The sequence below is a fragment of the Amycolatopsis sp. NPDC005232 genome (assembly GCF_040607795.1).
GTDB lineage: Bacteria > Actinomycetota > Actinomycetes > Mycobacteriales > Pseudonocardiaceae > Amycolatopsis.
Window position 1 is genome coordinate 19,439 of sequence record NZ_JBEXHL010000045.1, and the last position, 21,727, is coordinate 41,165.

General features: G+C 69.7%; 24 protein-coding genes and 4 pseudogenes. 13 read left to right on the forward strand and 15 right to left on the reverse strand.

What is annotated here, in order from left to right:
* The first annotated feature begins 48 nt into the window (after positions 1-48).
* Positions 49-930: a tryptophan 2,3-dioxygenase family protein gene (locus tag ABZU76_RS45675; protein WP_354882913.1), complete on the forward strand. Its 882-nt coding sequence runs from the start codon at positions 49-51 to the stop codon at positions 928-930.
* A 2-nt stretch (positions 931-932) separates the two neighbouring features.
* Here ABZU76_RS45675 and ABZU76_RS45680 read toward each other — a convergent pair whose 3' ends face one another.
* Positions 933-1,874: a D-2-hydroxyacid dehydrogenase family protein gene (locus ABZU76_RS45680; protein ID WP_354882916.1), complete on the reverse strand. Its 942-nt coding sequence runs from the start codon at positions 1,872-1,874 to the stop codon at positions 933-935.
* 73 nt (positions 1,875-1,947) lie between these two features.
* Here ABZU76_RS45680 and ABZU76_RS45685 point away from each other — a divergent pair, with 73 nt between their 5' ends.
* Together ABZU76_RS45685 and ABZU76_RS45690 are read left to right on the forward strand one after the other, a co-directional pair.
* Positions 1,948-3,309 carry an amidase gene (locus ABZU76_RS45685; protein ID WP_354882918.1) on the forward strand — a complete coding sequence of 454 codons (1,362 nt, stop codon included), beginning with the start codon at positions 1,948-1,950 and terminating at the stop codon, positions 3,307-3,309.
* Positions 3,310-3,333: 24 nt separating this feature from the next.
* Complete coding sequence (locus ABZU76_RS45690; protein WP_354882920.1) at positions 3,334-4,284, forward strand: ring-cleaving dioxygenase; 951 nt, start codon at positions 3,334-3,336, stop codon at positions 4,282-4,284.
* A 37-nt stretch (positions 4,285-4,321) separates the two neighbouring features.
* Here the strand turns inward: ABZU76_RS45690 and ABZU76_RS45695 are convergent, their stop codons facing one another.
* From ABZU76_RS45695 to ABZU76_RS45705, 3 genes are read right to left on the reverse strand one after another with little or no spacing between them, the layout of a single operon-like run.
* Positions 4,322-5,086, reverse strand: coding sequence for a citryl-CoA lyase (locus ABZU76_RS45695; protein ID WP_354882922.1), 765 nt, complete (start codon positions 5,084-5,086; stop codon positions 4,322-4,324).
* A gap of 21 nt (positions 5,087-5,107) precedes the next feature.
* Positions 5,108-6,628, reverse strand: coding sequence for an AMP-binding protein (locus ABZU76_RS45700; protein ID WP_354882925.1), 1,521 nt, complete (start codon positions 6,626-6,628; stop codon positions 5,108-5,110).
* A 13-nt stretch (positions 6,629-6,641) separates the two neighbouring features.
* Positions 6,642-7,964 (reverse strand): MFS transporter, encoded by a 1,323-nt coding sequence (locus ABZU76_RS45705; RefSeq protein ID WP_354882928.1) that lies wholly within the window; start codon positions 7,962-7,964, stop codon positions 6,642-6,644.
* A 98-nt stretch (positions 7,965-8,062) separates the two neighbouring features.
* Here ABZU76_RS45705 and ABZU76_RS45710 point away from each other — a divergent pair, with 98 nt between their 5' ends.
* The 3 genes from ABZU76_RS45710 to ABZU76_RS45720 all read left to right on the forward strand — a co-directional run bounded on the left by ABZU76_RS45710 (position 8,063) and on the right by ABZU76_RS45720 (position 10,715).
* Entirely contained in the window at positions 8,063-8,857 is a 795-nt protein-coding gene (locus ABZU76_RS45710; RefSeq protein ID WP_354882931.1) for an IclR family transcriptional regulator C-terminal domain-containing protein, read from the forward strand.
* Positions 8,858-8,870: 13 nt separating this feature from the next.
* Positions 8,871-9,263 carry a hypothetical protein gene (locus ABZU76_RS45715; RefSeq protein ID WP_354882934.1) on the forward strand — a complete coding sequence of 131 codons (393 nt, stop codon included), beginning with the start codon at positions 8,871-8,873 and terminating at the stop codon, positions 9,261-9,263.
* Positions 9,264-9,566: 303 nt separating this feature from the next.
* A complete protein-coding gene (locus ABZU76_RS45720) occupies positions 9,567-10,715 on the forward strand; it encodes a hypothetical protein (protein ID WP_354882937.1) in 1,149 nt (382 codons plus the stop codon).
* Positions 10,716-10,741: 26 nt separating this feature from the next.
* On the opposite strand, the gene ABZU76_RS45725 is transcribed toward ABZU76_RS45720, so the two are convergent.
* Positions 10,742-11,323 (reverse strand): dihydrofolate reductase family protein, encoded by a 582-nt coding sequence (locus tag ABZU76_RS45725; protein ID WP_354882940.1) that lies wholly within the window; start codon positions 11,321-11,323, stop codon positions 10,742-10,744.
* Between the two features lie 298 nt (positions 11,324-11,621).
* Positions 11,622-12,485, reverse strand: coding sequence for a LysR family transcriptional regulator (locus ABZU76_RS45730; RefSeq protein WP_354882943.1), 864 nt, complete (start codon positions 12,483-12,485; stop codon positions 11,622-11,624).
* Between the two features lie 90 nt (positions 12,486-12,575).
* Between ABZU76_RS45730 and ABZU76_RS45735 the strand changes: the two are divergent.
* Positions 12,576-12,830: pseudogene (locus tag ABZU76_RS45735) on the forward strand (SDR family oxidoreductase); the annotation flags it as partial.
* A gap of 125 nt (positions 12,831-12,955) precedes the next feature.
* Here the strand turns inward: ABZU76_RS45735 and ABZU76_RS45740 are convergent.
* Entirely contained in the window at positions 12,956-13,162 is a 207-nt protein-coding gene (locus tag ABZU76_RS45740; protein WP_354883042.1) for a hypothetical protein, read from the reverse strand.
* A 24-nt stretch (positions 13,163-13,186) separates the two neighbouring features.
* The gene (locus ABZU76_RS45745) at positions 13,187-13,339 is read right to left on the reverse strand and encodes a nuclear transport factor 2 family protein (RefSeq protein ID WP_354883045.1); all 153 of its coding nucleotides are present in this window, start codon (positions 13,337-13,339) and stop codon (positions 13,187-13,189) included.
* A 287-nt stretch (positions 13,340-13,626) separates the two neighbouring features.
* On the opposite strand from ABZU76_RS45745, the gene ABZU76_RS45750 reads away from it, so the two are divergent.
* Positions 13,627-14,346, forward strand: coding sequence for a hypothetical protein (locus ABZU76_RS45750; RefSeq protein WP_354882946.1), 720 nt, complete (start codon positions 13,627-13,629; stop codon positions 14,344-14,346).
* 55 nt (positions 14,347-14,401) lie between these two features.
* Here ABZU76_RS45750 and rox read toward each other — a convergent pair whose 3' ends face one another.
* The 3 genes and pseudogenes from rox to ABZU76_RS45765 form a co-directional block, all read right to left on the reverse strand.
* Positions 14,402-15,817 (reverse strand): rifampin monooxygenase, encoded by a 1,416-nt coding sequence (gene rox, locus ABZU76_RS45755; RefSeq protein ID WP_354882948.1) that lies wholly within the window; start codon positions 15,815-15,817, stop codon positions 14,402-14,404.
* A 188-nt stretch (positions 15,818-16,005) separates the two neighbouring features.
* Positions 16,006-16,117 (reverse strand): annotated as a pseudogene (locus tag ABZU76_RS45760) (DNA-binding response regulator); the annotation flags it as partial.
* Positions 16,118-16,121: 4 nt separating this feature from the next.
* Positions 16,122-16,217, reverse strand: a pseudogene (locus tag ABZU76_RS45765) (ABC transporter ATP-binding protein); the annotation flags it as partial.
* Between the two features lie 74 nt (positions 16,218-16,291).
* On the opposite strand from ABZU76_RS45765, the gene ABZU76_RS45770 reads away from it, so the two are divergent.
* From ABZU76_RS45770 to ABZU76_RS45780, 3 genes are all read left to right on the forward strand, one after another.
* Complete coding sequence (locus ABZU76_RS45770; RefSeq protein WP_354882951.1) at positions 16,292-16,672, forward strand: alpha/beta hydrolase; 381 nt, start codon at positions 16,292-16,294, stop codon at positions 16,670-16,672.
* Positions 16,673-16,795: 123 nt separating this feature from the next.
* A complete protein-coding gene (locus ABZU76_RS45775) occupies positions 16,796-17,401 on the forward strand; it encodes a dihydrofolate reductase family protein (protein WP_354882954.1) in 606 nt (201 codons plus the stop codon).
* Between the two features lie 78 nt (positions 17,402-17,479).
* Positions 17,480-18,613, forward strand: a complete 1,134-nt coding sequence (locus ABZU76_RS45780; protein ID WP_354882957.1) for a permease — start codon at positions 17,480-17,482, stop codon at positions 18,611-18,613.
* A gap of 179 nt (positions 18,614-18,792) precedes the next feature.
* Here the strand turns inward: ABZU76_RS45780 and ABZU76_RS45785 are convergent, their stop codons facing one another.
* Positions 18,793-19,284 (reverse strand): MarR family transcriptional regulator, encoded by a 492-nt coding sequence (locus ABZU76_RS45785; RefSeq protein WP_354882960.1) that lies wholly within the window; start codon positions 19,282-19,284, stop codon positions 18,793-18,795.
* A 141-nt stretch (positions 19,285-19,425) separates the two neighbouring features.
* Here ABZU76_RS45785 and ABZU76_RS45790 point away from each other — a divergent pair, with 141 nt between their 5' ends.
* Positions 19,426-19,869, forward strand: a complete 444-nt coding sequence (locus ABZU76_RS45790; protein ID WP_255638712.1) for a nitroreductase family deazaflavin-dependent oxidoreductase — start codon at positions 19,426-19,428, stop codon at positions 19,867-19,869.
* 69 nt (positions 19,870-19,938) lie between these two features.
* Here ABZU76_RS45790 and ABZU76_RS45795 read toward each other — a convergent pair whose 3' ends face one another.
* The 3 genes from ABZU76_RS45795 to ABZU76_RS45805 all read right to left on the reverse strand — a co-directional run bounded on the left by ABZU76_RS45795 (position 19,939) and on the right by ABZU76_RS45805 (position 21,043).
* The gene (locus ABZU76_RS45795) at positions 19,939-20,115 is read right to left on the reverse strand and encodes a DUF1508 domain-containing protein (protein ID WP_354882964.1); all 177 of its coding nucleotides are present in this window, start codon (positions 20,113-20,115) and stop codon (positions 19,939-19,941) included.
* Between the two features lie 103 nt (positions 20,116-20,218).
* Entirely contained in the window at positions 20,219-20,626 is a 408-nt protein-coding gene (locus tag ABZU76_RS45800) for a VOC family protein (RefSeq protein WP_220246767.1), read from the reverse strand.
* A gap of 81 nt (positions 20,627-20,707) precedes the next feature.
* Positions 20,708-21,043, reverse strand: coding sequence for a hypothetical protein (locus ABZU76_RS45805; RefSeq protein WP_354882967.1), 336 nt, complete (start codon positions 21,041-21,043; stop codon positions 20,708-20,710).
* A 238-nt stretch (positions 21,044-21,281) separates the two neighbouring features.
* Between ABZU76_RS45805 and ABZU76_RS45810 the strand changes: the two are divergent.
* Positions 21,282-21,710, forward strand: a pseudogene (locus ABZU76_RS45810) (DUF4386 family protein); the annotation flags it as partial.
* Between the last annotated feature and the right edge of the window lie 17 nt (positions 21,711-21,727).

Here is a 21,727-nt window from a genome sequence, read left to right on the forward strand (position 1 = left end):
TGACTATACCCGCCGGTCCCGGCTAGGTTCCCTATTCACTATACGCAGGTGATCCGCGAAATCCGGGACGAGGAGCTGGTCATGGGCGCTGTCGGACGGAAGCACGCGATGCTCAACGAGCTGGGCCCGGACGCGCCCGGCGAGCGCACGCCGTACGCCGCCTACGTCCGCAACGAGGAGCTGCACACCCTCCAGGACCTGGTCAGCGACAGCCCGGCCGAGCCCGCGTTCCTGGTGAACGCGCAGGTCATGGAGCTGTACTTCGGTCTCGTCGTCCACGAGCTGCGCACCGCTCAGGTCGAGCTGCGCGCCGACGACCTCACCCGCACGCTGGCCACCCTTCGCCGCGCCGCCGCTCACCTGCGCGCGTTGAGCGGGATGTGGGACTCGCTTGCCTGGCTGACGCCGGCCGACCTCCTGCCCGTGCTGCGCGGCCTCGCCGAACGCCACGGCAAGGACAGCGCCCTGCAGTCGTGGATGTACCGCCGGCTGGTCTTCGTGCTGGGCCTCAAGACACGCGACGACCTCACACCGTTCGACGCCACGCCCACCCGTCAACACCAGCTGCGGGCAACGCTCAGCGAGCCCAGCCTGTACGACGACGTGCTGGCTTATCTTGCCCGCCGCGGCCATCCCGTGCGGGTTGAGCAGCGTGACTTCGCCGAGCCCTACGTCGCCGACGCGGCCGTCGTCGAGGTCTGGCGCGAGGTCTACGAGAAACCGCGCGGCGACCTGTTCGCGCTGGGTGAGGCCCTGGCGGACGTCGCCGAACAGTTCACGAACTGGAAGTACCGGCACCTCATGTCGGTGCGCCGGACGTTCGGCGATCGCGCCGCGTACCACGGCGAACCCGGCGTGACGTGGTTGTCGCCGACGCTGGACGAGCTGCCGTTCCCGGAGCTCTGGACGGCCCGGGCGGCCGTCGGATGACCTCAGCCCATCAGCCGGATCGGCTCACCGGCCTGGAACGCGGCGATGTCCTCCACGGCGTCGCGGTAGAACGTCGTGTACAGCTCCTTCGCGACGTACCCGATGTGCGGCGTGAGGATCGCGTTGTCGAGGCCGCGCAGCGGGTGGTCGGCGGGCAGCGGCTCGAGGTCGAACACGTCGAGCGCGGCGGCCGCGATCACCTTGCGGCGCAACGCGTCGAGCAGCGCAGCCTCGTCGACGATCGGGCCGCGCGAGGTGTTCACCAGCAGTGCGGACGGCTTCATCCGCGCCAGTTCGCCGGCGCCGATGAGGCCGCGCGTCTGCCGCGAGAGCACCACGTGGATCGACAGGACGTCAGCCCGTTCGAGCAGCTCTTCCCTGCTCACGGCGGTGGCGCCGTGAGCTGTGGCGCGCTCCGGCGTGAGGCTGCGGCTCCACGCGAGGATCTTCATGCCGAACGCCTGGCCGATGCGTGCGACGGCCGAACCGACGTCGCCGAGCCCGAGCACGCCGAGTGTCTTGCCCTGCAGCGTCGTGCCGACGCCGACCTGCCAGCCGCCCTCGCGCGTCGAGCGGAACTCGGCAGGGAGGTTGCGCGCGGCGGCGAGGATCAGCGCCCAGGTCAGCTCCACCGTCGAACGCCCGTCGTAGCCGGTGCCGGACACGGCCACACCGTTGCGCTGGGCCGCCGCGAGATCGATGGCGGCGTTGCGCAGACCGGTGCTGACCAGCAGTTTCAGGTCCGGCAGGCGGTCGAGCACCTCGGCGGGGAACCGGGTTCGCTCGCGCATCGCGACCACGACGTCGAAGCCGGCCAGGCCGGCCACCACGTCGTCCGGTCCGGTGAACGGCCGGGTGAAGACCCGCACTTCGGCGCCGAGGGAGTCCCAGTCGGCGAAGGTCAGCGCGACCTGCTGGTAGTCGTCGAGGATCGCGATCTTCATCGGGCTCTCCTTCATCGGGTGCGGCGCGCAGGGGGCGTAGCGCTGAGCCTAGATCGACTGTACGGTGCAGTACATGCCCGACGGGATGAGTCCCCTCACACCGGGCGGAGCACCTCCTCCGCCCTCGTCCGCGATCGCTCTGCTGGCCGCCTTCCGCGCCGGTCACGTGTCCCCCGTGGAGGTGGTCGAAACACTCGCCCGCCGCGCGGCGGAGTGGGAACCGAGCCTGAACGCCTTGACCACGGCCAACTTCGACGCCGCGGCACGCCATGCCGCAGGCGCCGAACTGCGGTGGTCCAACGGCACCGCGCGGCCGCTCGAAGGCGTCCCCGTGCTCGTCAAGGACCTGATCGACACCGAAGGCCTGCGCACCACGTACGGATCAGCGATGTTCGCCGACCACGTACCCGTCGCAGATGCCGAGGTGGTGGCGGCAATCCGCCGGGCCGGGGCGATCGTGCTGGGCAAGACGGCCACGCACGAGTTCGCGTGGGGCGTGACCACCGACAACCCGCACTTCGGCCCGACCCGCAACCCGTGGGGCCCGACGCGCACGCCGGGTGGTTCGAGCGGCGGTTCGGCGGCGGCGCTCGCGGCCGGGTACGCGCCGCTCGCCCTCGGCACCGACACCGCCGGGTCCATCCGGCTGCCCTCGGCGTTCTGCGGGCTGACGGGTCTGCGGCCGACGTTCGGCGCGGTCCCCGTCACCGGCGTCCGGCCGCTGGCACCTTCGGCCGACGCGGTGGGCCCGATGGCGCGGACGGTCGAGGACCTCCGTCTGCTGTGGACGGTCATCGGCCCGGCGTCGCGACCCACCACCACGGCAGTGCGTGTCGGACTGCTGCTCGACGACCCCACCACCGAGGCGGGCCAGGTCTGCGCCACCATCGCGGACCTGCTGGCGAACGCCGGCTTGCCCGTCGTGGAGCTTGACGCCGGTGCCCTCCCTGCCGCGAACCCGTTGCTGGGAACGACAATCCTGGCCGAAGGCCGCCTCGGCCACATGCGCGAGGGACTCTGGCCGGACCGCGCCGACGAGTACGGCGCCGACGTTCGCGCTCGCCTGGAACTGGCTGACGCGGCCGACCCCGCCGACTACCTCGACGCCCAGGAAGGCCGCGCCTACGTGCGTTCGATGTGGGGCGAGCTGTTCACCCGCGTCGACGTGGTCCTCTCGCCCGCCGTCCCCATCGCGCCGCCGCCGATCGACGCCATCCCGGCGGACGTGCGCGCGATCATCCTCCCCGGAATCGCCGCGCAAAGCCTCGCCGGACTGCCCGCCCTCGTCGTCCGCGGCGGTTTCGACCCCGCCGGGCTACCCATCGGCGTCCAGCTCACCGCCGCGCCGTGGCGCGAAGAACTGCTGCTGGACACCGGCGAACTCGTGCACCGGCTGACCGAGCCCGTGCAGCTCCGGTGGCCGGAAAACTCGTGAACACCACAGAAAAGGAGAGCCCGAATGTCGTACCTCAACGGTAGCCACCACATCACGATGTCAGTGGCCGGCGCGCAGGAGGACGTCGACTTCCACGTGAACGTCCTCGGCCTCCGCCTGATCAAGCGGACCGTGCTGTTCGACGGCAAGATCCCGATCTACCACCTCTACTACAGCAACGCCGACGGCGACCCGAGCGCCGTGCTCACCACGTTCCCCTTCGGGCAGGCCGGGATCAACGGCCGCCGCGGCACCAACCAGGCGCGCGAGGTGCTGCTCGCCGTCCCGTCGGGTTCGCTGAACTTCTGGGCCGACCGGCTCAAGGACCGCGCGGCCGACGTGCGCGACGCGACCGTGTTCGACCGCCGCCGCGTGCTGTTCCGCCACCCGTGCGGCATCGAGTACCAGCTCGTGGAGGTCGACGACGACCCGCGGCGCGGCTTCACCGGCGGCGGTGTGCCGCAGGAGTACGCGATCCACGGCATCTACGGCGTCGGCGTGCACGTGACCGGCCCGGACACCGCCGTCGAGTTCGCCGCCAACCACCTCGGCGCGCGGGAAGGCCTGGCCGAGGGCGACCGGTTCGCGCTGGAGGCGGGCCGATCCGGGCTCGGCGGCGCGGTCGAGCTCGTCGTCAACCGCACCGACGGTCCCGGCACGTGGATCTACGGCGCCGGCACCATCCACCACTTCGCGTGGAACGCCGACAACCTCAAGAACCAGGACGAGCTGAAGTTCGAGATCGAGGGCGCCGGCTACACGGATCTGTCGGAACTGCGGGACCGCAAGTACTTCAAGTCGATTTACGTCCGGTCGCCGGGTGGCGCGCTGTTCGAGCTCGCCGTGACGCACAACGAGGGCGGCTGGGACTGCGACGAGTCACCGCAGGAGCTCGGTAAGCGCTTCCAGCTGCCGGAGCAGTTCGAGTCCCGCCGCGACGAGATCCTCGGCCGGCTGGAACCGATCGACGGCTGAGCGCGTGGGGCCGGGCACGAGCCCGGCCCCGTGGCGCTCACCCGTGGTGGCGCGTCGCGGCCTCGTCGACCTCACGCCAGATGGCCGGCGCGGTCGGCCTGCGGATCTCCTCCAGCACGTGGCCGACGAGGCCGACGGCGCGCGCCATCACGCCGATGCCGCGCGCGGCCCGCCAGTCGATGCCCAGCCGCGACGCGATGGCGCCGATCGCGCCGGTGACGTTGACCGGGAGCTCCTTGCCCAGCGCGATTCCCGCCTGGCGCGCGACTTCCCGGATCAACGCGACCTCCGGCCCGGTGAGGCCGGCCTCGTCGAGCAGCGTGAACAGGCGCTCCGCGCGCGGGTCGAGCGGCTTGTGGATGGGGTGGCCGATGCCGGGGATGAGCGTCTTCGCGGCGACGAACCGTTCGACGATCACGCCCGCCTCCGCGGCGAGGTCGCCTTCGAGGTCCGCTTCCTGAACATAGCGCGCGGCCCCTTCGATGGATCCGACGAACGTGGTTCCGAGCCCGAGCAGCCCGGCCGCGACGGCGCTCTGCAAGGAATCCGGCGCGCCGTAGTGCGTCAGCCGCGAAGCGATCGCGCTCGGGGTCATGCCGTGTTCGACCAGGCTGACGGTGAGCGCGTTGAACACGGTGGACTCACCTGGCGTCGGCAGGCGGCCCGTCAGCTCCAGGAACCCCATGTCGCCCAGGTCGACCTTGCCCACGAGATCGTCGACCAGGTCGTGGCCGAACACCGTGATGCTCTTCGACGTGCTCCAGCTGATGTCGGAGCGGAACTCCGGTGAATCACCCAACATGCGTGTTCCTTCCTTCGACGCTCAGGCTTGCTTCTCGAGCTCGCTGCGGACGACCTTCCCGGACGCGTTGCGCGGCAACGTCTCCGGTGCCACGAACCGGATCTCGCGCGGCCGTTTGTACTTCGCCAGCCGCTCGCCGCACAGCTCGATCAGGTCTTCGGCGGACACGGCCGCCTCGGCGGCGCGCGCCACGAACGCGACCGGCACCTCACCCCACGTCGGGTCGGCGCGGCGGACGACAACGGCTTCGAGCACTTCGGGGTGGCGCAGCAGGGCGCGCTCGATCTCGGCGGGGTAGATGTTCTCGCCGCCGCTCTTGATCAGGTACTTCGCGCGGTCGACGAAGTCCAGCGTGCCGTCGGGGTTGCGCACGAAGACGTCGCCGAGGTGGAACCAGCCGCCGCGGAAGTCGTGCGCGGTGGTGGCCGGGTCGTTCCAGTAGCCGCTGAACACCGTGGGCCCGCGCATGCAGATCTCGCCGGGTTCGCCGTCGGCGACGTCGTGGTCGTCCGGGTCGACGAGCCGGATTTCGCAGTAGCCGCTCTGCACCTTGGACAGTGACCGCGGCTCGACACCGACGGCAAGGGCGTCGCCCGAACACGGTGGGCACCCGGTTTCGGTGGTGCCGAAGGTGTTCGCGAACGGCGCGTCGAGCCGCGCGGTGATCTCGGCGATCTCGTCCGGCCCGATGAGGTCCGGCATCACCCCGCACAGGCGCACCCCGGCGGGCGTGATCTGCTTGTCCCGCAAGACGTCCGCGAAGCGCCGGACAGTGCCGGGCATCAGCAGCAGCCACCCGAGCCGTTCGGTGGCCACGACGTGGGCGAGCTCGGCCGCGTCGAAACCGTCGACCACCACGACCTTGCCGCCGCTGATGAGCGTGCTCACCGAGTTGTCGAACGCGCCCATGTGGCTCAACGGCGACCAGGCGACGAACGCGTCGTCACCCGCGAGCCGGTACTCCGCACGTGTCGCGGAGCTGCGTGCGATCTCGGCGCGGTGGCTGATGGCCGCGCCCTTCGGCACGCCGGTGGTGCCGCTGGTGTAGATGATGATCAGGACGTCTTCCGGCCGCGCGGCGGACGGTCCGGCCCACGGGGTCGTCGCCGCGAGTTCCGCTTCGAAAGCCTCGCCGAGCAGCAGCCGCGGCCGGGAACCCAGTGGTGGGGCGAACTTCTCGTCGGCCCGCGGCGACGTCACCAGCACCGTGGGTTCGACGAGGTCGAGGCAGGCCACGAGCTCGTCCGCGCCCGCCCGCAGGCCGGGGCACGCGACGATCGCGCCCAGCAGCGCCACGGCGAGCGTGATCTCCAGGTACTCGGTGCGGTTCTCCGAAACCAGCGCCACCCGGTCGCCGCGCCGCACGCCCCGGCTCGCCAGCAGCGCGGCGATCCGGCGGCTGCGCTCGGCCAGCTCCCCGTAGGTCACCTGCCGCTCGCCGGACTGCAGCGCGACGCGGCCGGGGTGCGTCCGGGCGCGGTCTTCGAAGAGCGTGCCCACCGTGCTGCCGGCGGCGTCGAGCACAAGGTTTCCCGTTGTCATACGCGGTTCCCGTTCAGATCAGGGCCGAACCGGCGCGGCCGGACTCGGTGACGACGTCTTCGGCCGCGTGGTGCGGGCGCACCAGCAGCACTCCGCCGATGCCGATCAAGCTCGTCAGCGTCATCCAGCCGGCGATCGCCCAGGGGCTGCCGTGGAGCCAGCCCAGCAACGCCGTGGCGATCAGCGGCGCGAGGCCACCACCCACCACCGTGCCGCCTTCGCGGCCGACGGAGATGGCGCTGTAGCGGCTGCGCGTGCTGAACAGCCCGGCGAAGTAGCCGGCCTGGATGGCGTCGGTCGCCGCTCCGGCACCGGCGATCCCGACCGTGACGGCGATGATCACCGGCGCGACGCCCTTGCTGTCCACGAGCAGGAAGAACGGGAACGCGAACACAGCCTGGAAGAGCAGGCTGACGATCATCACGCGGCCGAAGCCGAAGCGATCGCCGAGGTGGCCGTAGACCGGGCAGAGCACGCACGCGACGGCGGCACCGATGACCGTCGCCCACAGGATCTGCGACTTGCCGAGGCCGAGCTGCTTGGTCGCGTAGGTGAGGATGAAGACGGAGACGATGTTGAACGTGGCGTTCTGGCCGACCCGCATGAGGAAGATCGCGAGCATGTTGCGTGGCTGCTTGAACGCTTTGACCAGCGGGGCGCGCTCCTGCTCGCCGGCCTGCTTGATGCGGGCGAACTCACGCGTCTCCGGCAGGCCCTTGCGCACCCACAGGCCCACGCCGACGAGGATGACGCTGAGCAGGAACGGGATGCGCCAGGCCCACGACAGCAGCTGGTCGTTGGTCACCAGCGCGCCGATCACGACGTAGACGACCGACGCGAAGATCAGCCCCACGAACACCGCGCTGGACAGGAACCCGCCCCAGAACCCGGGCCGGCTGCTGCCGTTCTCCTTGGTCAGCAGCGCGGCGCCGCCCCACTCGCCGCCGGTGCCGATGCCCTGCACGATCCGCAGCACCACCAGCAGGATCGGGGCAAGTGCGCCGATCTGGCCGTACGTGGGCAAAAGGCCGACGGCCAGCGTCGCCAGGCCCATGGCCAGCAGCGTGATGACCAGCGCGTTCTTGCGCCCGATGCGGTCGCCGACGTGCCCGAAGATCGCCCCGCCGAGCGGCCGGGCGACGAACCCGGTGGCGAAGGTGGCGAATGACAGCAGCGAACCGTTGAGCGAGCTGGCGGACGGGAAGAACAGGCTCGGGAAGATCAACGCGGAAGCCGTGCCGTAGAGGAAGAAGTCGTACCACTCGACCACGGTGCCGAAGGTCGCGGCGATGGTCGCCCGTCTGGTCAGGTGTGCCGATTGTTCATTGGTTCGCACGCCGAGCCTCCTCGTTGAGCCGGAGCAGTGCTAAAATTTCGCCTAGCGAATATCTTTCCGCTAGGCGGTAAACGGAGATTAGGAAGGGCAGCGCGACGATGTCAAGCGCGGACAAGGAACAGTTCGTCACCTCGCTGGCCAGGGGATTGACCGTATTGCGGGCGTTCGGGCCCGATCAGCCCGAAATGTCCCTGAGTCAGGTCGCGGCCGCCACGGGCCTCAGCCCGGCCGCCGCGCGCCGCTTCCTGCTCACCCTCGTGGAGCTCGGCTACCTCGCGCAGGTCGACAAGCGGTTCGTCCTCACGCCGCGCGTGCTGGAACTCTCGGCGGGCTACACACGCGCGATGAACCTGAGCAGCCTGGCGCAGCCGCTGCTTCAACGCGTCCGCGACGAAACCGGCGACAGCGTTTCTTTGACGGCGCTGGCGGGCACGGACATCCTCCACGTCTGCCACGTGCAGACGGACCGGTTGATGCGCTTCGCGATTACTCCCGGGGCTCGGGTGCCGGCTTACGTCAGCGCGTCCGGTCGCGCGATCCTGGCGCACGAGCGTCCGGCTGTGGTCGATGCTTTTTTCGCCGCCGCCACGCTCGCCCCGCGGACGGCCTCCACGATCACCTCTGCCGAGTCGCTGCGCGGTTCGCTGGCGCAAGCCCGCGAGGACGGCTACGCGGTGGTCGTCGACGAGCTCGACGTCGGCATCACCGCCCTGGGCTGCCCGGTCTTCGGCGGCACGGTGGTCGCGGGCGTCAGTTGCTCGACGGTGTCGGGCTACCTGCCGGTGGACGAGTTCGTGGCCACGCGGCTGCCTTTGCTGAAAGAGCTCGCTTCGCGGCTGGGAGAAGCGTTCGAGCGATTTCCGGCCTTGCTGCACTCATTCGAAATGCAGTGAGAAGGGGAGCGCGATGCTGTCCACGAGCAGGGGATTGGCTGCGCGGGATCTGCTCGAATACGGGGAAGAGGCCGCGGCCGAATGGGTCTACTTGTGCAGCGAGGACGACTTCATGAAGGTGTGCGCCGCCGCGGACTGGATCCTCCTGCACGGCCCCACGACGCCCTCGGGTGCAAGCATGATGGTCGCCCGAGCGATCGCCGCGGCCGCCGTGTTCGTCCACGAAGGCCGGCCGCGAGACCTCGCCCGGAAGCGGCGCCGGAAACTCCCGGAACCCTCGCCTGAGGAACGCCGGCGAGTCGGGTTCGATCAGGCGCCGGACTTCCGCGCGCAGCGGGCGAAAGGCGAGCACTACGGCGTCACCGACGAGCTGAAGGAATTCTGGGCCACCGACGCCCACGGCTGACACGTCGCGCTCCGCCACGGGTTTCCCTCTGGGCGGGAGAGGGCATCGCCTCTCCTGCCGGAATCGCCGTGGCGCGAAAAGGTTGTGTCCGAACCGCTGTTTTCCCCTGCCTGGCCCAGAACTTTCGTCGGTCGTTGTTGACGACCGGTCCAGACCTAGTACTTTCGGCTACGTGAACCCGCCGAATGGTGTAGGCCATCTCGGGGGTCTTCGAGTGACGCCCGTTTCGGGGCCTGAGTCCGCCCTAAGGTGATCTTGCTTGTCGATCTTGATCCCGGGTCTTTTCTCAGGAGGGGAACACCTGTGCCAAAACTTCCACGCACGCTCAGCAGAACTCTGGCCGCGGCGGGCACGCTGTGCGCGCTCACGGTGGCCACGGCCGTGCCGGCGTTCGCGGCCGAGCCGGCGCCGTCGACGGTCGAGCAGGACGTGACGCAGCTGTACCAGGACGTCGTGGACCTGTACGGCGGAATTCCCGCGAGCGCGCGGGCCGGCGTCGACTCGTTGATCGACTCGCCGATCGACCACATCGGCCAGAAGCAGGGCAACGCGAAGCAGAAGCCGGCCGCGGACTGCACCGAGGGCGCGCTGCTGACGTATGCGAACCAGCTCGCCTCGCAGCTCACGCCGGTCGAGGGGCAGGCCTTCGACGCGCTTTCCGCGCTCGGCCAGCTCTACGCGCAGGGCGTCGCCACCGACAAGCAGCCGCAGGTGTTCGGCACCGACGGTCAGTACACGTCGCGCGCCACCTCGGCCATCTCGAAGCTGCGCGGGTTCTGGGACATCGAGAGCTGGAACGTGCAGCTCGTCGCGTGGAAGGGCACCGACCTCGGCAGCCCGGCGAAGATGGCGCAGACCTTCGGCCTCGGCCTCGCGCCGGCCCGCGTGAAGGACGCGGCCGCGCTCGCCAACAAGGTGCTCTTCGAGCTCCCGGTGCTGCAAGGCGGCCGTAACCCGCTGCTCACGCTCAACGCGTTCTCCGCACCCGCCGACAGCTTCGGCGGCAAGCGCGTGATGCTCGGTGACGGCATCCTCGACACCACCAACCTGCTCGGCTTCGACGACGTCGCGGTGGAAGCCGTGCTGGGCCACGAATACGGCCACCAGGTTGACTTCGCCCACGACAACTTCCCGCGCAACGAGTCCGGCGAGATGGGCCCCGACGCGTACGGCGGCTACTTCGTCGCCCACGCCAAGGGTGAGGCGTGGGACGCCCGCACCCAGCAGGAAGTGACCTACCTCAACGCTTCCATCGGCGACTGCCAGCACAGCCACGGCACCCCCGACCAGCGCAAGGCCGCCGGCGCGTGGGGCGAGAAGCAGGCCACGAGCCAGGCCAACCCGAACAAGATCGTCCCCTCCGCGACGATGATCACCAAGTTCCAGAAGGAATACCCGAAGCTCGTCCCGCCGGCCACCGACCAGTCCCAGCTGGCCGCGGCGCACAGCTGATTTCCTGACCCAGCGGGCCGCCTCCGTCAGCGGGGGCGGCCCGCCACGGCATAACGCAGGTGCGTGACGTCCCGATCGGTCAGCTGCCGAACCTGCCGCAGCTCGACGCGCGTGTCGTCGAACAGCCGACGCCCACCGCCCAGCAACACCGGCACGAGGTGGATCTCCAGCTCGTCCAGCAAACCCGCGCGCAGCAACGCCTGCGCCGCACCCGCGCCGTGCACCAGCACCGCGCGCCCACCCGCGGCGGCTCGCGCCTCTGCCACGCACTCGCCGACGTCGGTGAAGAACCGCGTGCTGCCGGGCGGACGGTCGTCCGGATCGACGTGGTGCGTCAGGACGTTGATCGCCACGCCGTCGTGGTGGTCGCCCTGCCACCGCCCGGCCAGCTCGAACGTCCGCCGCCCCGAGATCACCGCGCCGGTCGCCATGGCCTCGCGGAAGATCCGGCCGCTGGGGCCGTCTCCGTGGCGGTCGTCGAGCCAGTTGAACAGCCTCCCGCCGTCCTTCCCGAGCTCCTGTCCGGCCCGGTCGTCGGGCCCGGTGATGAACCCGTCGAGTGACATCGACATGTAGAGCCTGATGGGACCGTTCGTGTCGTGCGCCATGTGTTTCCTCCTCGCATCGGTCACGAGTACGTCGAACGGCGTTCCCCGAAATCGACACGCGTCCTGATTCAGCTCCCACACAGCTGAATACCAGCAAAATTCTGCGTTGGACTCGCTGAGCCGGCCAGGCGAATACTCGACGGCATGGACACCGAGACCACGGACCTCGTCCGCCTGTTGCGGCGCTTCGGCGTGCGCGCGCTGGCGTTGGCGGCGGTCGCGGCGCTCGTGGGCTACACGACGGTGGCCATGGCGCTCGCGCTCGTGGGGTGTGGGCTGCTGTTCGCGAAGCCCAAGGTCAGGAGAGCAGGTGCGCCAGAAGGGCCCGCGCGGCCGGGTTCGCCGGAGCCGGACCCCGGCCCGCCAGGTGGATCGCGCGGCTGAACGTGGGCTGCTCGATCCGCGCGAACGGCAGGCCGGACCGCTCGGCCACCGGCTCCGGCACGATGCTGACGCCCAGCCCGGCGGCGATGAGCTCCACCAGCAGCGGCATGTGCGTGGCCTCGCAGACGCGGTTCTGCCGAAGCCCCGCGTCGGCGAAGCGGCGCGCGACCATGGCCTGGATCCCGCTGCCGCTGAAGTCCAGGAATGGCTCGTCGTCGAGCTCCGCCAGGCGGACGCGGCGGCGGCGGCCCAGGCGGTGGCCGGGGTGGCACAGCAACACCAGGTGCTGGCTCCACTGCGCGAAACTGCTCAGCTCGTCGGTCAACGGTTCCTCGCCCGCGAGGAACGACAGGTCCAGCTCACCGCTGGCGACCGCCGCCGCCAGATCGGGCACCAAACCCTCGCGCACGTGGATGCGCACGCCCGGGTACCGCGTGCGGAACACGCCGAGCTTGGCCGGCAGGTCCACGACCGTCAGCGTCTGGATGGTCCCGATCGACACGCGCCCGCTCGTGAGCCCCGCGACGGCCGCCACCTCGCCGCGCGCGGCCACCACATCGGCGACGATCCGGTGCGCCGCCGGCACGAGCGCGCGCCCGGCCTCGGTCAGCGCGACCCGCCGCGTGGTCCGCTCGAACAGGGGCGTGCCCAGCTCGCCCTCGAGCTTGCGGATCGACGCGCTCAGCGCCGACTGCACCACGTGCACCTCCTGTGCGGCAGCGGTGAAACTCCCGCACCGCACCACCGCGAGGAAGTGCTCGACCTGCCTCAGCTCCATTCAGCGATCCTAGTGCTCAATCACCGAGCAACGATCACCAAGTAGCCGTCCGGCAGAGAAATAAGTCTCGGGGCTCTCGCCGCCCCGTCAATGCTGATCAGCTCGACCAGTGCGATCTACAGCGGCGGCGGCCCGGGCTTCGGCGACTACGCCGCGACAAAGGCGGCCATCGAGGCTTACGCCCGGTCCTGGACGCACGAGTTCGGCCCGCGCGGCATCACCGTCAACACCGTCCAGCTCGGCGCGATCGACACCGACATGCTGATCCTCGACCACGCCGTCCTCGCGCAGACGGTCCCCATGCGCCGCGTCGGCAAGCCCGAAGACATCGGCGCCGCCGTCGCCTACCTCGCGAGTCCCGGCGCGAGCTACGTCTCCGGCGCCACCCTGCGCATCGACGGTGGAAATGCGCGCCTGAGTCTTTCCCGCGACGCTCGCCCGTCCGGCAACCGACCGGGCGGGCGAGTTCTTCACGCGGGTTCGCGAGCCGCGGTGCCGAAGGGATTGTCGATCACGAAGCGCCAGCGACCGTCGGTGCCGCGGCGCACGATGTCGGTCGACAGCCCGGAAACGTCGGAGCCTTCGAGGCGCCAGTCGAGCGCGAACATCGCGACCTCGCCGGCCACGAACGCGTGGCGCACTTCGCAGTGCATGGGCAGCTTCCGCTCGAGGAACACGGCGAGCTGCTCGCGGATCGCCGGTCAACCGCTCACCGTGGTTCCCGGGTTGGTCACGAATACGGCTTCGGGCGCGTAGAGGTCTTGCATCGCGTCGACGTCGCCGGAGTTGAAGCGGGCTAGCAACGCGTCGGGGATGCCGTCGGCTGAAGTGGGCAGGGGAAACGAGGGGGCCACGGGGAGAGCTCCGTTCGGGGCGACGAGCCGATTTTCATGGCACGCGGGTGTTCGATGGAATCAGACGGTAGCCCTCGGCGCACTCTCCGGTCAACATCACTGCACACGGTTGTGTTCTCAAACTCGCAGCCATTGTGGACAGTTCACCCAGTCGACCCTTCTTGTATCGCTTGTCGTTGACGACCGTCGCAAGTGGGGCATATGGTGTGCGGCACTGAAAGCCCGAGGTGGCACGGACTTCCGTGCTGTTGTCAGCGGCAACCACCACACACCGACAGGGACGACGCATGACCTCTTCGACGACGATCCCGCAGACCCTCACCGTGATGGAGGCGTGCTTCACGCTCAATCCCGGTGTCGACGAGCAATTCTGGGCAGCGCAGGACAAGTTCGGTCCCGTGGCGGCGGCGTCGCCGGGGTTCCGCGCCGTGATCGGCGGGCCCATCGCCAACTCACCGTGGCTGTACTTCTGCGGCAAGTGGTCGACGCCGGCGGCGATGGATGACTGGTACCACGACCGCGCGCACACGGCCGTGCAGAACAAGGCGCACCGGACGTGGTTCAAGTCGGTGTACCTGCGAAAGTGGCGCCTTCCCTCGGAAGGCGAGGAGATCCAGGGCCGCGTGTTCTCGGAGATCGCCCTCGCGCGCCAGACCCCGCTGTCGGAAACCGAAGCCGCGCAGGTGCTGTCGGAGCTGACCGAAAGCCTGCCCGGGTTCGGCGTGCGGCCGTTCGAAACCGTGGTCGGCGAGTTCGAGGCGCAGCCGTTCCAGCTCGTCGGGCCGCTGCAGGAATTCCCCGAGCTCGCGCCCGTGCGCTACCTCCTGCTCACGCACTGGGACTCACCCGCGGACCTCGACGCCTGGCTCGCGTCCCCCGGAGTCGCCGCGCTCAAGGAACTCGGCGAGTTCGAAGCGCAGCGCTACCTGCCGATCTTCCACGCCGCGGGCGAACGCGAGGGCCTCACCTCGGACGGCTTCCAGCGCGGCTGGGGCAGCGAGGCTTGACCGCGTGGACGCGGCCGGCGGCTCGAAGAGAACGCCGGCCGCGTCGAACCCGGAATCAGGCGCCGAACCACCGCGAAAGCCGGGTCGCCAGCTCCTGCTGGTCGTCACCGAGCCACACCACATGCCCGTCCGGCCGCAGCAGCACGGCGGGCGCGTCCAGCTCCTCGCTGACGTCCACGACGTGGTCCACGCGATCCGCCCAGCCCGCCACGGAAAGCGCGCCGGTCTGGTCGAGCAGCAGCCCGCGCCCGGCGTGCATCTGGGCGTAGAGCGGGCCGCGCTTCAGGTTCACGTTGCGCAGCCGCCGGCCGAGGAGGTCGGGGCCGTCGCCGAAGTCGTAGCGGATGCCGATCGCGGAGACCTTCTCGATCAGGAACCGCCGCACTTCTTCGAAGTCCATCAGCTCCGACATGAGCCGGCGCACGGCCTGCGGACCCGGCTCCAGCGACATCAGCTCGGCCTGCGCGCGCGTGTTGTCGAGCACGGACGCGGCCACCGGGTGGCGCTCGGTTTCGTAGGTGTCCAGCAGGTCGTCCGGCGCCCAGCCGCGCACTGCGGCCGCGAGCTTCCAGCCGAGGTTGAACGCGTCCTGGATGCCGAGGTTGAGCCCCTGCCCGCCCATCGGCGGGTGGATGTGCGCCGCGTCGCCGGCCAGCAGCACGCGGCCGGACCGGTAGCTCTCGGCCAGGCGGGTGGCGTCGCCGAAGCGCGACAGCCAGTGCGGCGAGTGCATGCCGAAATCGGTTCCGGCGGTCGCGCGGGTGGCATCTCGAAGCTCCTCCAGCGTCGGCGGGCGCGTGCGGTCCTCGGCCACCTCCAGCGCGGGCGTGACGAGCCGGTAGCCCCCGGTGTCCAGCGGGCCGGCGCCGAACCCGAGCTGGGTCTTGCGGACCTCCGTCATCACGGCGAGCACCTCGTCGGCAGACGCCGTCAGCTCCACCTCGCCGAGCAGCCACTCCTGCCGCGACGGGTGGCCGGAGAACTCGATCCCGAGCAGCTTGCGCACGGTGCTGCGGCCGCCGTCGCAGCCCACGAGGTAGCGCGAACGCAGCTGCGAGCCGTCGGCCAGCTCTGCCGTCACGCCTTCGTCGTCCTGGCTCAGCCCGACTACCTCGCACCCATACCGCAGGTCCGTGCCGACCTCGAGCGCGTGCTCCCTCAGCAGCCGCTCGACGACGGTCTGCGCCAGGCCGAGCGTGTGCGGGAACGCGGTGTCCAGGTTCGGCGGGATCGGCTTGGCGATGCCCGCGAACCCCCCGATCGGGTAGGTCGTACCGAGCTCCAGGAACCGCTCCAGCAGCCCGCGCTGGTCCAGCACCTCCAGGCTGCGAGTGTGCAGGCCGAGCCCGCGCACGATCTTGCTCGGCCCGGCGTCGCGCTCCAGCACGACCACTTCCAGGCCCTGCAGCCGCAGCTCGGATGCCAGCATCACGCCGGTCGGCCCGCCGCCGGCGATGAGCACATCGATCACGAAAACTTCCCCCGCTTCACTTTCGACTCCGGGCCGGACACCCCGGGTTCCGGCCACGGTGGACGATTGTGCGCCGTCACCAGGGTCTTGCCGCAAGCCCCGGGGTGCGGTATACGTTGGAAGTGGCAGGAGAAGTATTTCCTGCCTTTCTTTGTGTCCGCTTGTTTCAGGTCCGCAGTGGACGGACGCTAGAGCCAGTCGTGCTCACGCGCATACCGGGCGGCTTCGTGCCGCGTCCGGGTCTGCGTCTTCTGCATCGCGTTCGACAGGTAGTTGCGCACGGAAACGTCCTTCTCTCAAGGGTTCACGAGCTGCCGAGGGCGCGGAAGACGTCGTCGAGCCGCGTCGGGCCGGCTTGGATGTCGAGCAGCTCCACCGCGTGGTCCTGGGCCCAGCCGAGCCGCCACGCAGCTCGACCGGCAACCGCTCGGGACGCTGGACGGTTCCGTGTTCCGGCAGAGCAGCTTCTCTTTGGTGTACAGCAACTCCAGCTTCCCCACGCTGGCGCAGCTGTGGCAGGGCCTGCAGAACGGCGAGGCCGGCCCGCTGCCCGCGCCCGAAGGCGGGGAAACCGACCTGCAGAGCCAGAAGAGCACCATGATCTCCGTGGTCTGCGGCGACAACGCGTGGCCGCGCTCGATCGACACCCGCATGGTCACCGTCGACCAAGGCGGCCACGGAGTCTGGCTGCCGACGCTCAACGGCTGCGGCTACAACGCCGTGACCCGGTTCCTGGTGGACGGCATGCGCCCGGCGGCGGACAAGTTTTGTGGCGCGGAGGTGGCTTCGGCGCGACAGGTGACTCCTTCGCAGGCCGATGCTGTTTCGAAGGTGCAGGCGCGGCTGGCCGAGTAGCTTCGCCGGGGCCTTCTCGGGGGTCGGCCCTGGCTCGCCCCGCCGGTGCCGCCACGGGTTTTCCGTGGCGGCACCGGCTCTGAGCTGGGCAGAATGGGCAGTCCCGGACCGAAGGAGACCGCCATGAGCAAGGTCATCACCGCCCACGCCGTCTCGGTCGACGGTTACCTCAGCGGCCACACGCCTGAAGGCCAGGCCGAGTTCGGCCGCGGCCTCGGCGACGCGGCCATGCTCTTCGACTGGTACTCCGACGGCGACACGCTGAGCACCACGTTCGACGGCTTCAGGCTGAGCGAACCGAGCGCCCGCTTCTTCGACGGGCTGGCCTCCCGCCTGGGCGCCGCCGTCGCCGGCCGGACGACCTACGAACACTCCAGCCACTTCAGCGGCGGCAGCCCCCACCCGACGGCGCCGCTGGTCGTCGTCAGCCACCACGACGTGCCCGAGATCAGCGAGGCGCAGACGCTGGTGACCACCGGTATCGCGGACGCCATCGCCGCCGCGCGGAAGATCGCCGGCAGCAAGGACGTCGGCGTGATGGGCGGAGCACTCGCCAGCTCGGCCCTCGCCGCCGGGCTCGTCGACGAGGTCGTGCTTCACCAAGTGCCGATCCTGCTGGGCAGAGGCCGCCCGTTCTTCCACGAGCTGCCGGCGCACGTGAACCTGCGCCTGATCGAAGTCGTCCCGGCGCCGGGCGTGACCCACCTGCACTACGAGGTCGTCCGCTGAGGTCACTCGCCTGGCCCGGATCCGTCCCGCAGGTTAGAGTCTCCGGCTGAATACCCCCATACCGTATCCGGAGGTCAGGTGGCAGCGATCGGGCACGCGCTGGCGTTGGCGGGGTCGATGGCCTGGGAGATCCTCTGGGCGCTGATCCTCGGGTTCGTGCTGTCCGCCGTGGTGCAAGCGGTGGTGCGCAAGTCCACGATCGTGCGGCTGATGGGCGACGACCGGCCCCGCACGCTGGCGGTGTCTACGCTGCTGGGCGCGGCTTCGTCCTCGTGCTCCTACGCGGCCGTGGCGCTGGCGCGGTCCTTGTTCCGCAAGGGCGCGGGCTTCACCGCGGCGATGGCGTTCGAGATCGGGTCGACGAACCTGGTGGTGGAGCTCGGCATCATCATGGCGTTGCTGCTGGGCTGGCAGTTCACCGTCGCGGAGTTCGTCGGCGGTCCGATCATGATCGTGCTGGTGGCGGTGCTGTTCCGGCTGTTCGTGCGGCAACGGCTGATCCGCGCCGCGCGTTCGCAAGCCGACAAGGGCGTGGCCGGCTCCATGGAAGGCCATGCCGCGATGGACATGTCCGTGGCGGGCGAGGGATCGTTGCTGCGCCGCTTGGCTTCCGGCGCCGGGTTCACCGCAGTGGCGCACGTGTTCGTGATGGAGTGGGCCGCAATCCTGCGTGACCTGGTCATCGGCCTGCTCATCGCGGGCGCGATCGGCGCCTGGGTCCCCGACTCGTTCTGGCGCGCGTTCTTCTTCGTCGACGACCCGCTCGTGTCGGCGCTGTGGGGTCCGCTCGTCGGCCCGCTGGTCGCGATCCTGTCGTTCGTCTGCTCGATCGGCAACGTCCCGCTGGCCGCCGTGCTCTGGAACGGCGGTATCAGCTTCGGCGGCGTGCTGTCGTTCGTCTTCGCCGACCTGCTGATCCTCCCGATCCTCAACATCTACCGGAAGTACTACGGCCTCCGCATGGCCCTGGTCCTGCTCGGCACCTTCTACGCGGCCATGGTCGTGGCCGGTTATGCGATCGAACTTCTCTTTGGCGTCACCGGCCTCACCCCGACATCCCGCACGGCCACCGTCCCGCAAGACGGCATTTCGTGGAACTACACGACGTGGCTGAACATCGCTTTCCTGTTGCTCGCGGGCCTGCTCGTCGTCCGCTTCGCCCGGACCGGCGGCCGCTCGATGCTGCGGATGATGGGCGGCGCCCCGGCCTGAGTCGGGTGTGGCGCAGGACACAGCGCCGTTTCGATCTTCCGGCCCGCGGGTAGCTGATCTCTCGGTGCCGGGGGGACCGGAAGGCCACGCGCAAGGAGGGAGTGCCGGCGGAACGCGATTCCGCCGGCACTTTCGTTTGCGGGGTCGGACCTGGCCGACGCCCCTCCACACGGCCGGCGTCAGCCTTGCGCCAGCTCCTCCGCAGAATCCTCCCCAGCCGTAGACGTTCGGCGGAGAAAGTCGGCGATCACCTCGAGCTCGGTGTCGGTGTAACGGTCGCAGAGGTCGTCCATGCGCGTGTTCATGCCGGAGAAGACCTGGAACAGCTCGGCGTTGCGTTCGCGCACCCCGCGCAGCGTCACGGCGCGGCGGTCGGCCGACTCGGGGTCGCGCTCGCGGACGATCCAGCCGCCCTTCTGCAGGCGGTCCAGGATGCCGGTCAGCGTCGCGGGGTGCAGCCCGGCGCGGCGCGCGAGCTCGGTCGGCGACAGCGGGCCGTGTCGGTTGATGAAGTCAAGGCAGGTCCAGTCGACGTCACGCAGCTCCACGCGGCTGCCGAAGCGCCGGTTGAGCAGCGACAGCTGGATGTTCAGGTCGCGAACGGCGTCCTTGACCGACGTCGTCAGCTGCCGTCGCCGCCGCGCCGTGGCCCGGTCGGGGGCTGGACTCATGCCGCCGTCCCCTCTTGGTTCGTATGGAATCCATAGGGTATCGCGGCCGAAGCGGCTTAGGCATTCCAGTGATGGGCGTCCTGGTGATGTACGTGTTCGATATTATATCGTTCTCGTAGAACTTGGAGTACCATCGGCAGCATGAGCACAGACAGCTACCGCCGGATGACCAACACCATCAACAAGATCATCGTCGGCCTCCAGCGCGGGGGGATCGCGTTCGGGCCGATGCAGCTGCTCACCGTGAAGGGCCGGCGCACCGGGCAGCCGCGCACGTTCCCCATCGCCGTCAACGAACTCAGCGGCGGCCGCTACATTTTCCAGGCCTTCCCGAAAGCGGCGTGGGTCGCCAACGCGCGCGCCGCGGACACCGTGACGCTCACGAGAGGCCGAAAAGCCCTGACGGCGCGGCTGGTCGAGGTCCCGGTGGAGGACCGGCGTCCGCTGCTGCGTCAACTGGTCGCCACAAGTCCCGCGAGCGTTGGCAAACGCTTCGTGACCACCGGGCTGGCCGGGGCCGCTTCGCCGGACGCGGTGGCCGAATCGGCCGACCGGATCGCGGTGTTCCGCGTCGAACCTGCCTGATCTTTCCTTTGTGCCGGGGGCTGGGCGCGCCGGGTGGTCGGTCTGAAAAGGACAGACCAGCCGGCTCGCTCACGCGTCGACGACAGCCGCACCGGCCGCTGCGCGTTGAACCGCTTCACATCCGGCCTTCGCCGCCTTTTTGCTTTCGTACGCTTCACCCGTGGCGACGATCTCACCGTTGCCGGCCTTGAGGCGGAACCGGAATTTTCCAGCCTTGTCTTCGTAGACCTCGAACTTTCCGGCCATGACGACCTCCCTGCTCGCTGTGGTCCATCACTTTCGACGGTAACCCCGGCTCGTGGGCCCTGCGGGTTGCGTCGCCGGCCTCGCCCGGGTAGGTGGCCGGCGCCTACCGTGACACCGCAACGAACTTCGCGACGGCCTCCTCGGTGACCGGCGTGAAAATGTTGACGAGATTCCCGTCGGGATCGCGGAACAACAAGGCGCGATTCCCCCACGGCATTGTCGTCGGCGGGGTCACCACTTCCTCCAGCCACTCACTCAACTCGGCGTACCGCGCGTCCACATCGTCCACGATGAACTCGACGATCACCGACCGGTTCACCCCGGCCTCCGCCGACCCGGCCCCGAACAGTCCGACCGTGCGCGTACTCCCGATCGCCAACGTGCACGACGGAAATCCCACCTCGGCGAAATCGGGCGTGCTCCACCTCGCCGCGTGTCCGCTGACCCGCTCGTAGAACGCGACGAGCCGCCCGACGTCGCCGGTGATGATCCGTAAGGACGCGAAGTTCACTGGGTTCCTTCCCACTGCTGCTTTCAGACCTGGCCGACGCTAGAACCGATCGCGGACAGCTGCGGTCCTCGTTCGTGAACGTCAGCCAGGAATGAGGAACAACACGTCGACCGCGACGACAGCGGCCGGCACCGCACCGAGTGTGAGGCAGGGGAGACCCGTCAGCCAGATCGCCCGGGTGCGCGCCCGCCGGGAGGCCTGGATCGCCGCTGCCCCGCCCAGGATCGTCCACGCTGCCGCGAGGCCGAACGTCGTGAACATTCCCCCGGAGCCCGCAAAGTCACGATTGCTGTGCGCCAGGGCCATCAGGAACACAAGCCCCGCCGCGGCGGAGACTCCCAGCGCGACCAGGAATCCGCCCAGGACCGTGATCACGATCTTCGCGACTCGCTCACTCCGGACGTTGTCTTCGCGCACGACCGAAACCCTACTGCGGCCGCCGTGAAAACTCCGGCTTTGTGGCGGTGACCGGCACCGAGCGCGCACCCACCTCGTGCGCACGGATGCCGCCCTCGTCCTGCAATTCCGCCACAGCCACGAGGTTCCACACCGTTGTTCTCGCGCACTTCGGCCGTCTCCGTGAGTGACCTCGACCGGGGACCCCGCCACGTACCGTGATCCGGCAGCGTCCACATCGCGCCCAGAGGGGGCCGGCATGGCACTCACCACCGCGGGGACGACCACCCGCCTCAGACAGACGACCGGCGGCCTCTTCCTGGCGGTTGCGATCGCCTTCGCGGTGGCCGCGACGGTGCTGTCCGCGACCTTCGACTGGCCCGACATCCTGCGCCGGCCCGGTGACATCGTGCTGCCGGCCTTCGCCGCGGGCGGCGCGAGTCCTGTGTGGACGTGGTTCGCCACGGCCTGGACGTATGCGATCCTCCTGGCCCCCGTCCTCTTGCTCCCGGCCGCGCTCGGCCGCCGGAGCGACCCGCTGCTGCGCGCGGCGACGTACGTGGGCGCGACCTCGGTGGTGCTGTCGCTCATCGGGTTCCTGCGGTGGGTCTTCGTGGTCCCGCAGCTCGCCGCCTCGTATGTCACCGGCGACGCCACCACCCAAGCCGCCGTGAACGCCGCGTGGACGGCGCAGCACCAGTTCGG

Excerpts from the sequence above, each read along its gene's own strand:
- ABZU76_RS45680 (WP_354882916.1), bottom strand. The coding sequence starts at position 1,874 with ATGAAGATCGCGATCCTCGACGACTACCAGCAGGTCGCGCTGACCTTC.
- ABZU76_RS45685 (WP_354882918.1), top strand. The coding sequence starts at position 1,948 with ATGCCCGACGGGATGAGTCCCCTCACACCGGGCGGAGCACCTCCTCCG.
- ABZU76_RS45690 (WP_354882920.1), top strand. The coding sequence starts at position 3,334 with ATGTCGTACCTCAACGGTAGCCACCACATCACGATGTCAGTGGCCGGC.
- ABZU76_RS45695 (WP_354882922.1), bottom strand. The coding sequence starts at position 5,086 with ATGTTGGGTGATTCACCGGAGTTCCGCTCCGACATCAGCTGGAGCACG.
- ABZU76_RS45700 (WP_354882925.1), bottom strand. The coding sequence starts at position 6,628 with ATGACAACGGGAAACCTTGTGCTCGACGCCGCCGGCAGCACGGTGGGC.
- ABZU76_RS45710 (WP_354882931.1), top strand. The coding sequence starts at position 8,063 with ATGTCAAGCGCGGACAAGGAACAGTTCGTCACCTCGCTGGCCAGGGGA.
- ABZU76_RS45715 (WP_354882934.1), top strand. The coding sequence starts at position 8,871 with ATGCTGTCCACGAGCAGGGGATTGGCTGCGCGGGATCTGCTCGAATAC.
- ABZU76_RS45725 (WP_354882940.1), bottom strand. The coding sequence starts at position 11,323 with ATGGCGCACGACACGAACGGTCCCATCAGGCTCTACATGTCGATGTCA.
- ABZU76_RS45730 (WP_354882943.1), bottom strand. The coding sequence starts at position 12,485 with ATGGAGCTGAGGCAGGTCGAGCACTTCCTCGCGGTGGTGCGGTGCGGG.
- ABZU76_RS45750 (WP_354882946.1), top strand. The coding sequence starts at position 13,627 with ATGACCTCTTCGACGACGATCCCGCAGACCCTCACCGTGATGGAGGCG.
- ABZU76_RS45775 (WP_354882954.1), top strand. The coding sequence starts at position 16,796 with ATGAGCAAGGTCATCACCGCCCACGCCGTCTCGGTCGACGGTTACCTC.
- ABZU76_RS45785 (WP_354882960.1), bottom strand. The coding sequence starts at position 19,284 with ATGAGTCCAGCCCCCGACCGGGCCACGGCGCGGCGGCGACGGCAGCTG.
- ABZU76_RS45790 (WP_255638712.1), top strand. The coding sequence starts at position 19,426 with ATGAGCACAGACAGCTACCGCCGGATGACCAACACCATCAACAAGATC.
- ABZU76_RS45795 (WP_354882964.1), bottom strand. The coding sequence starts at position 20,115 with ATGGCCGGAAAGTTCGAGGTCTACGAAGACAAGGCTGGAAAATTCCGG.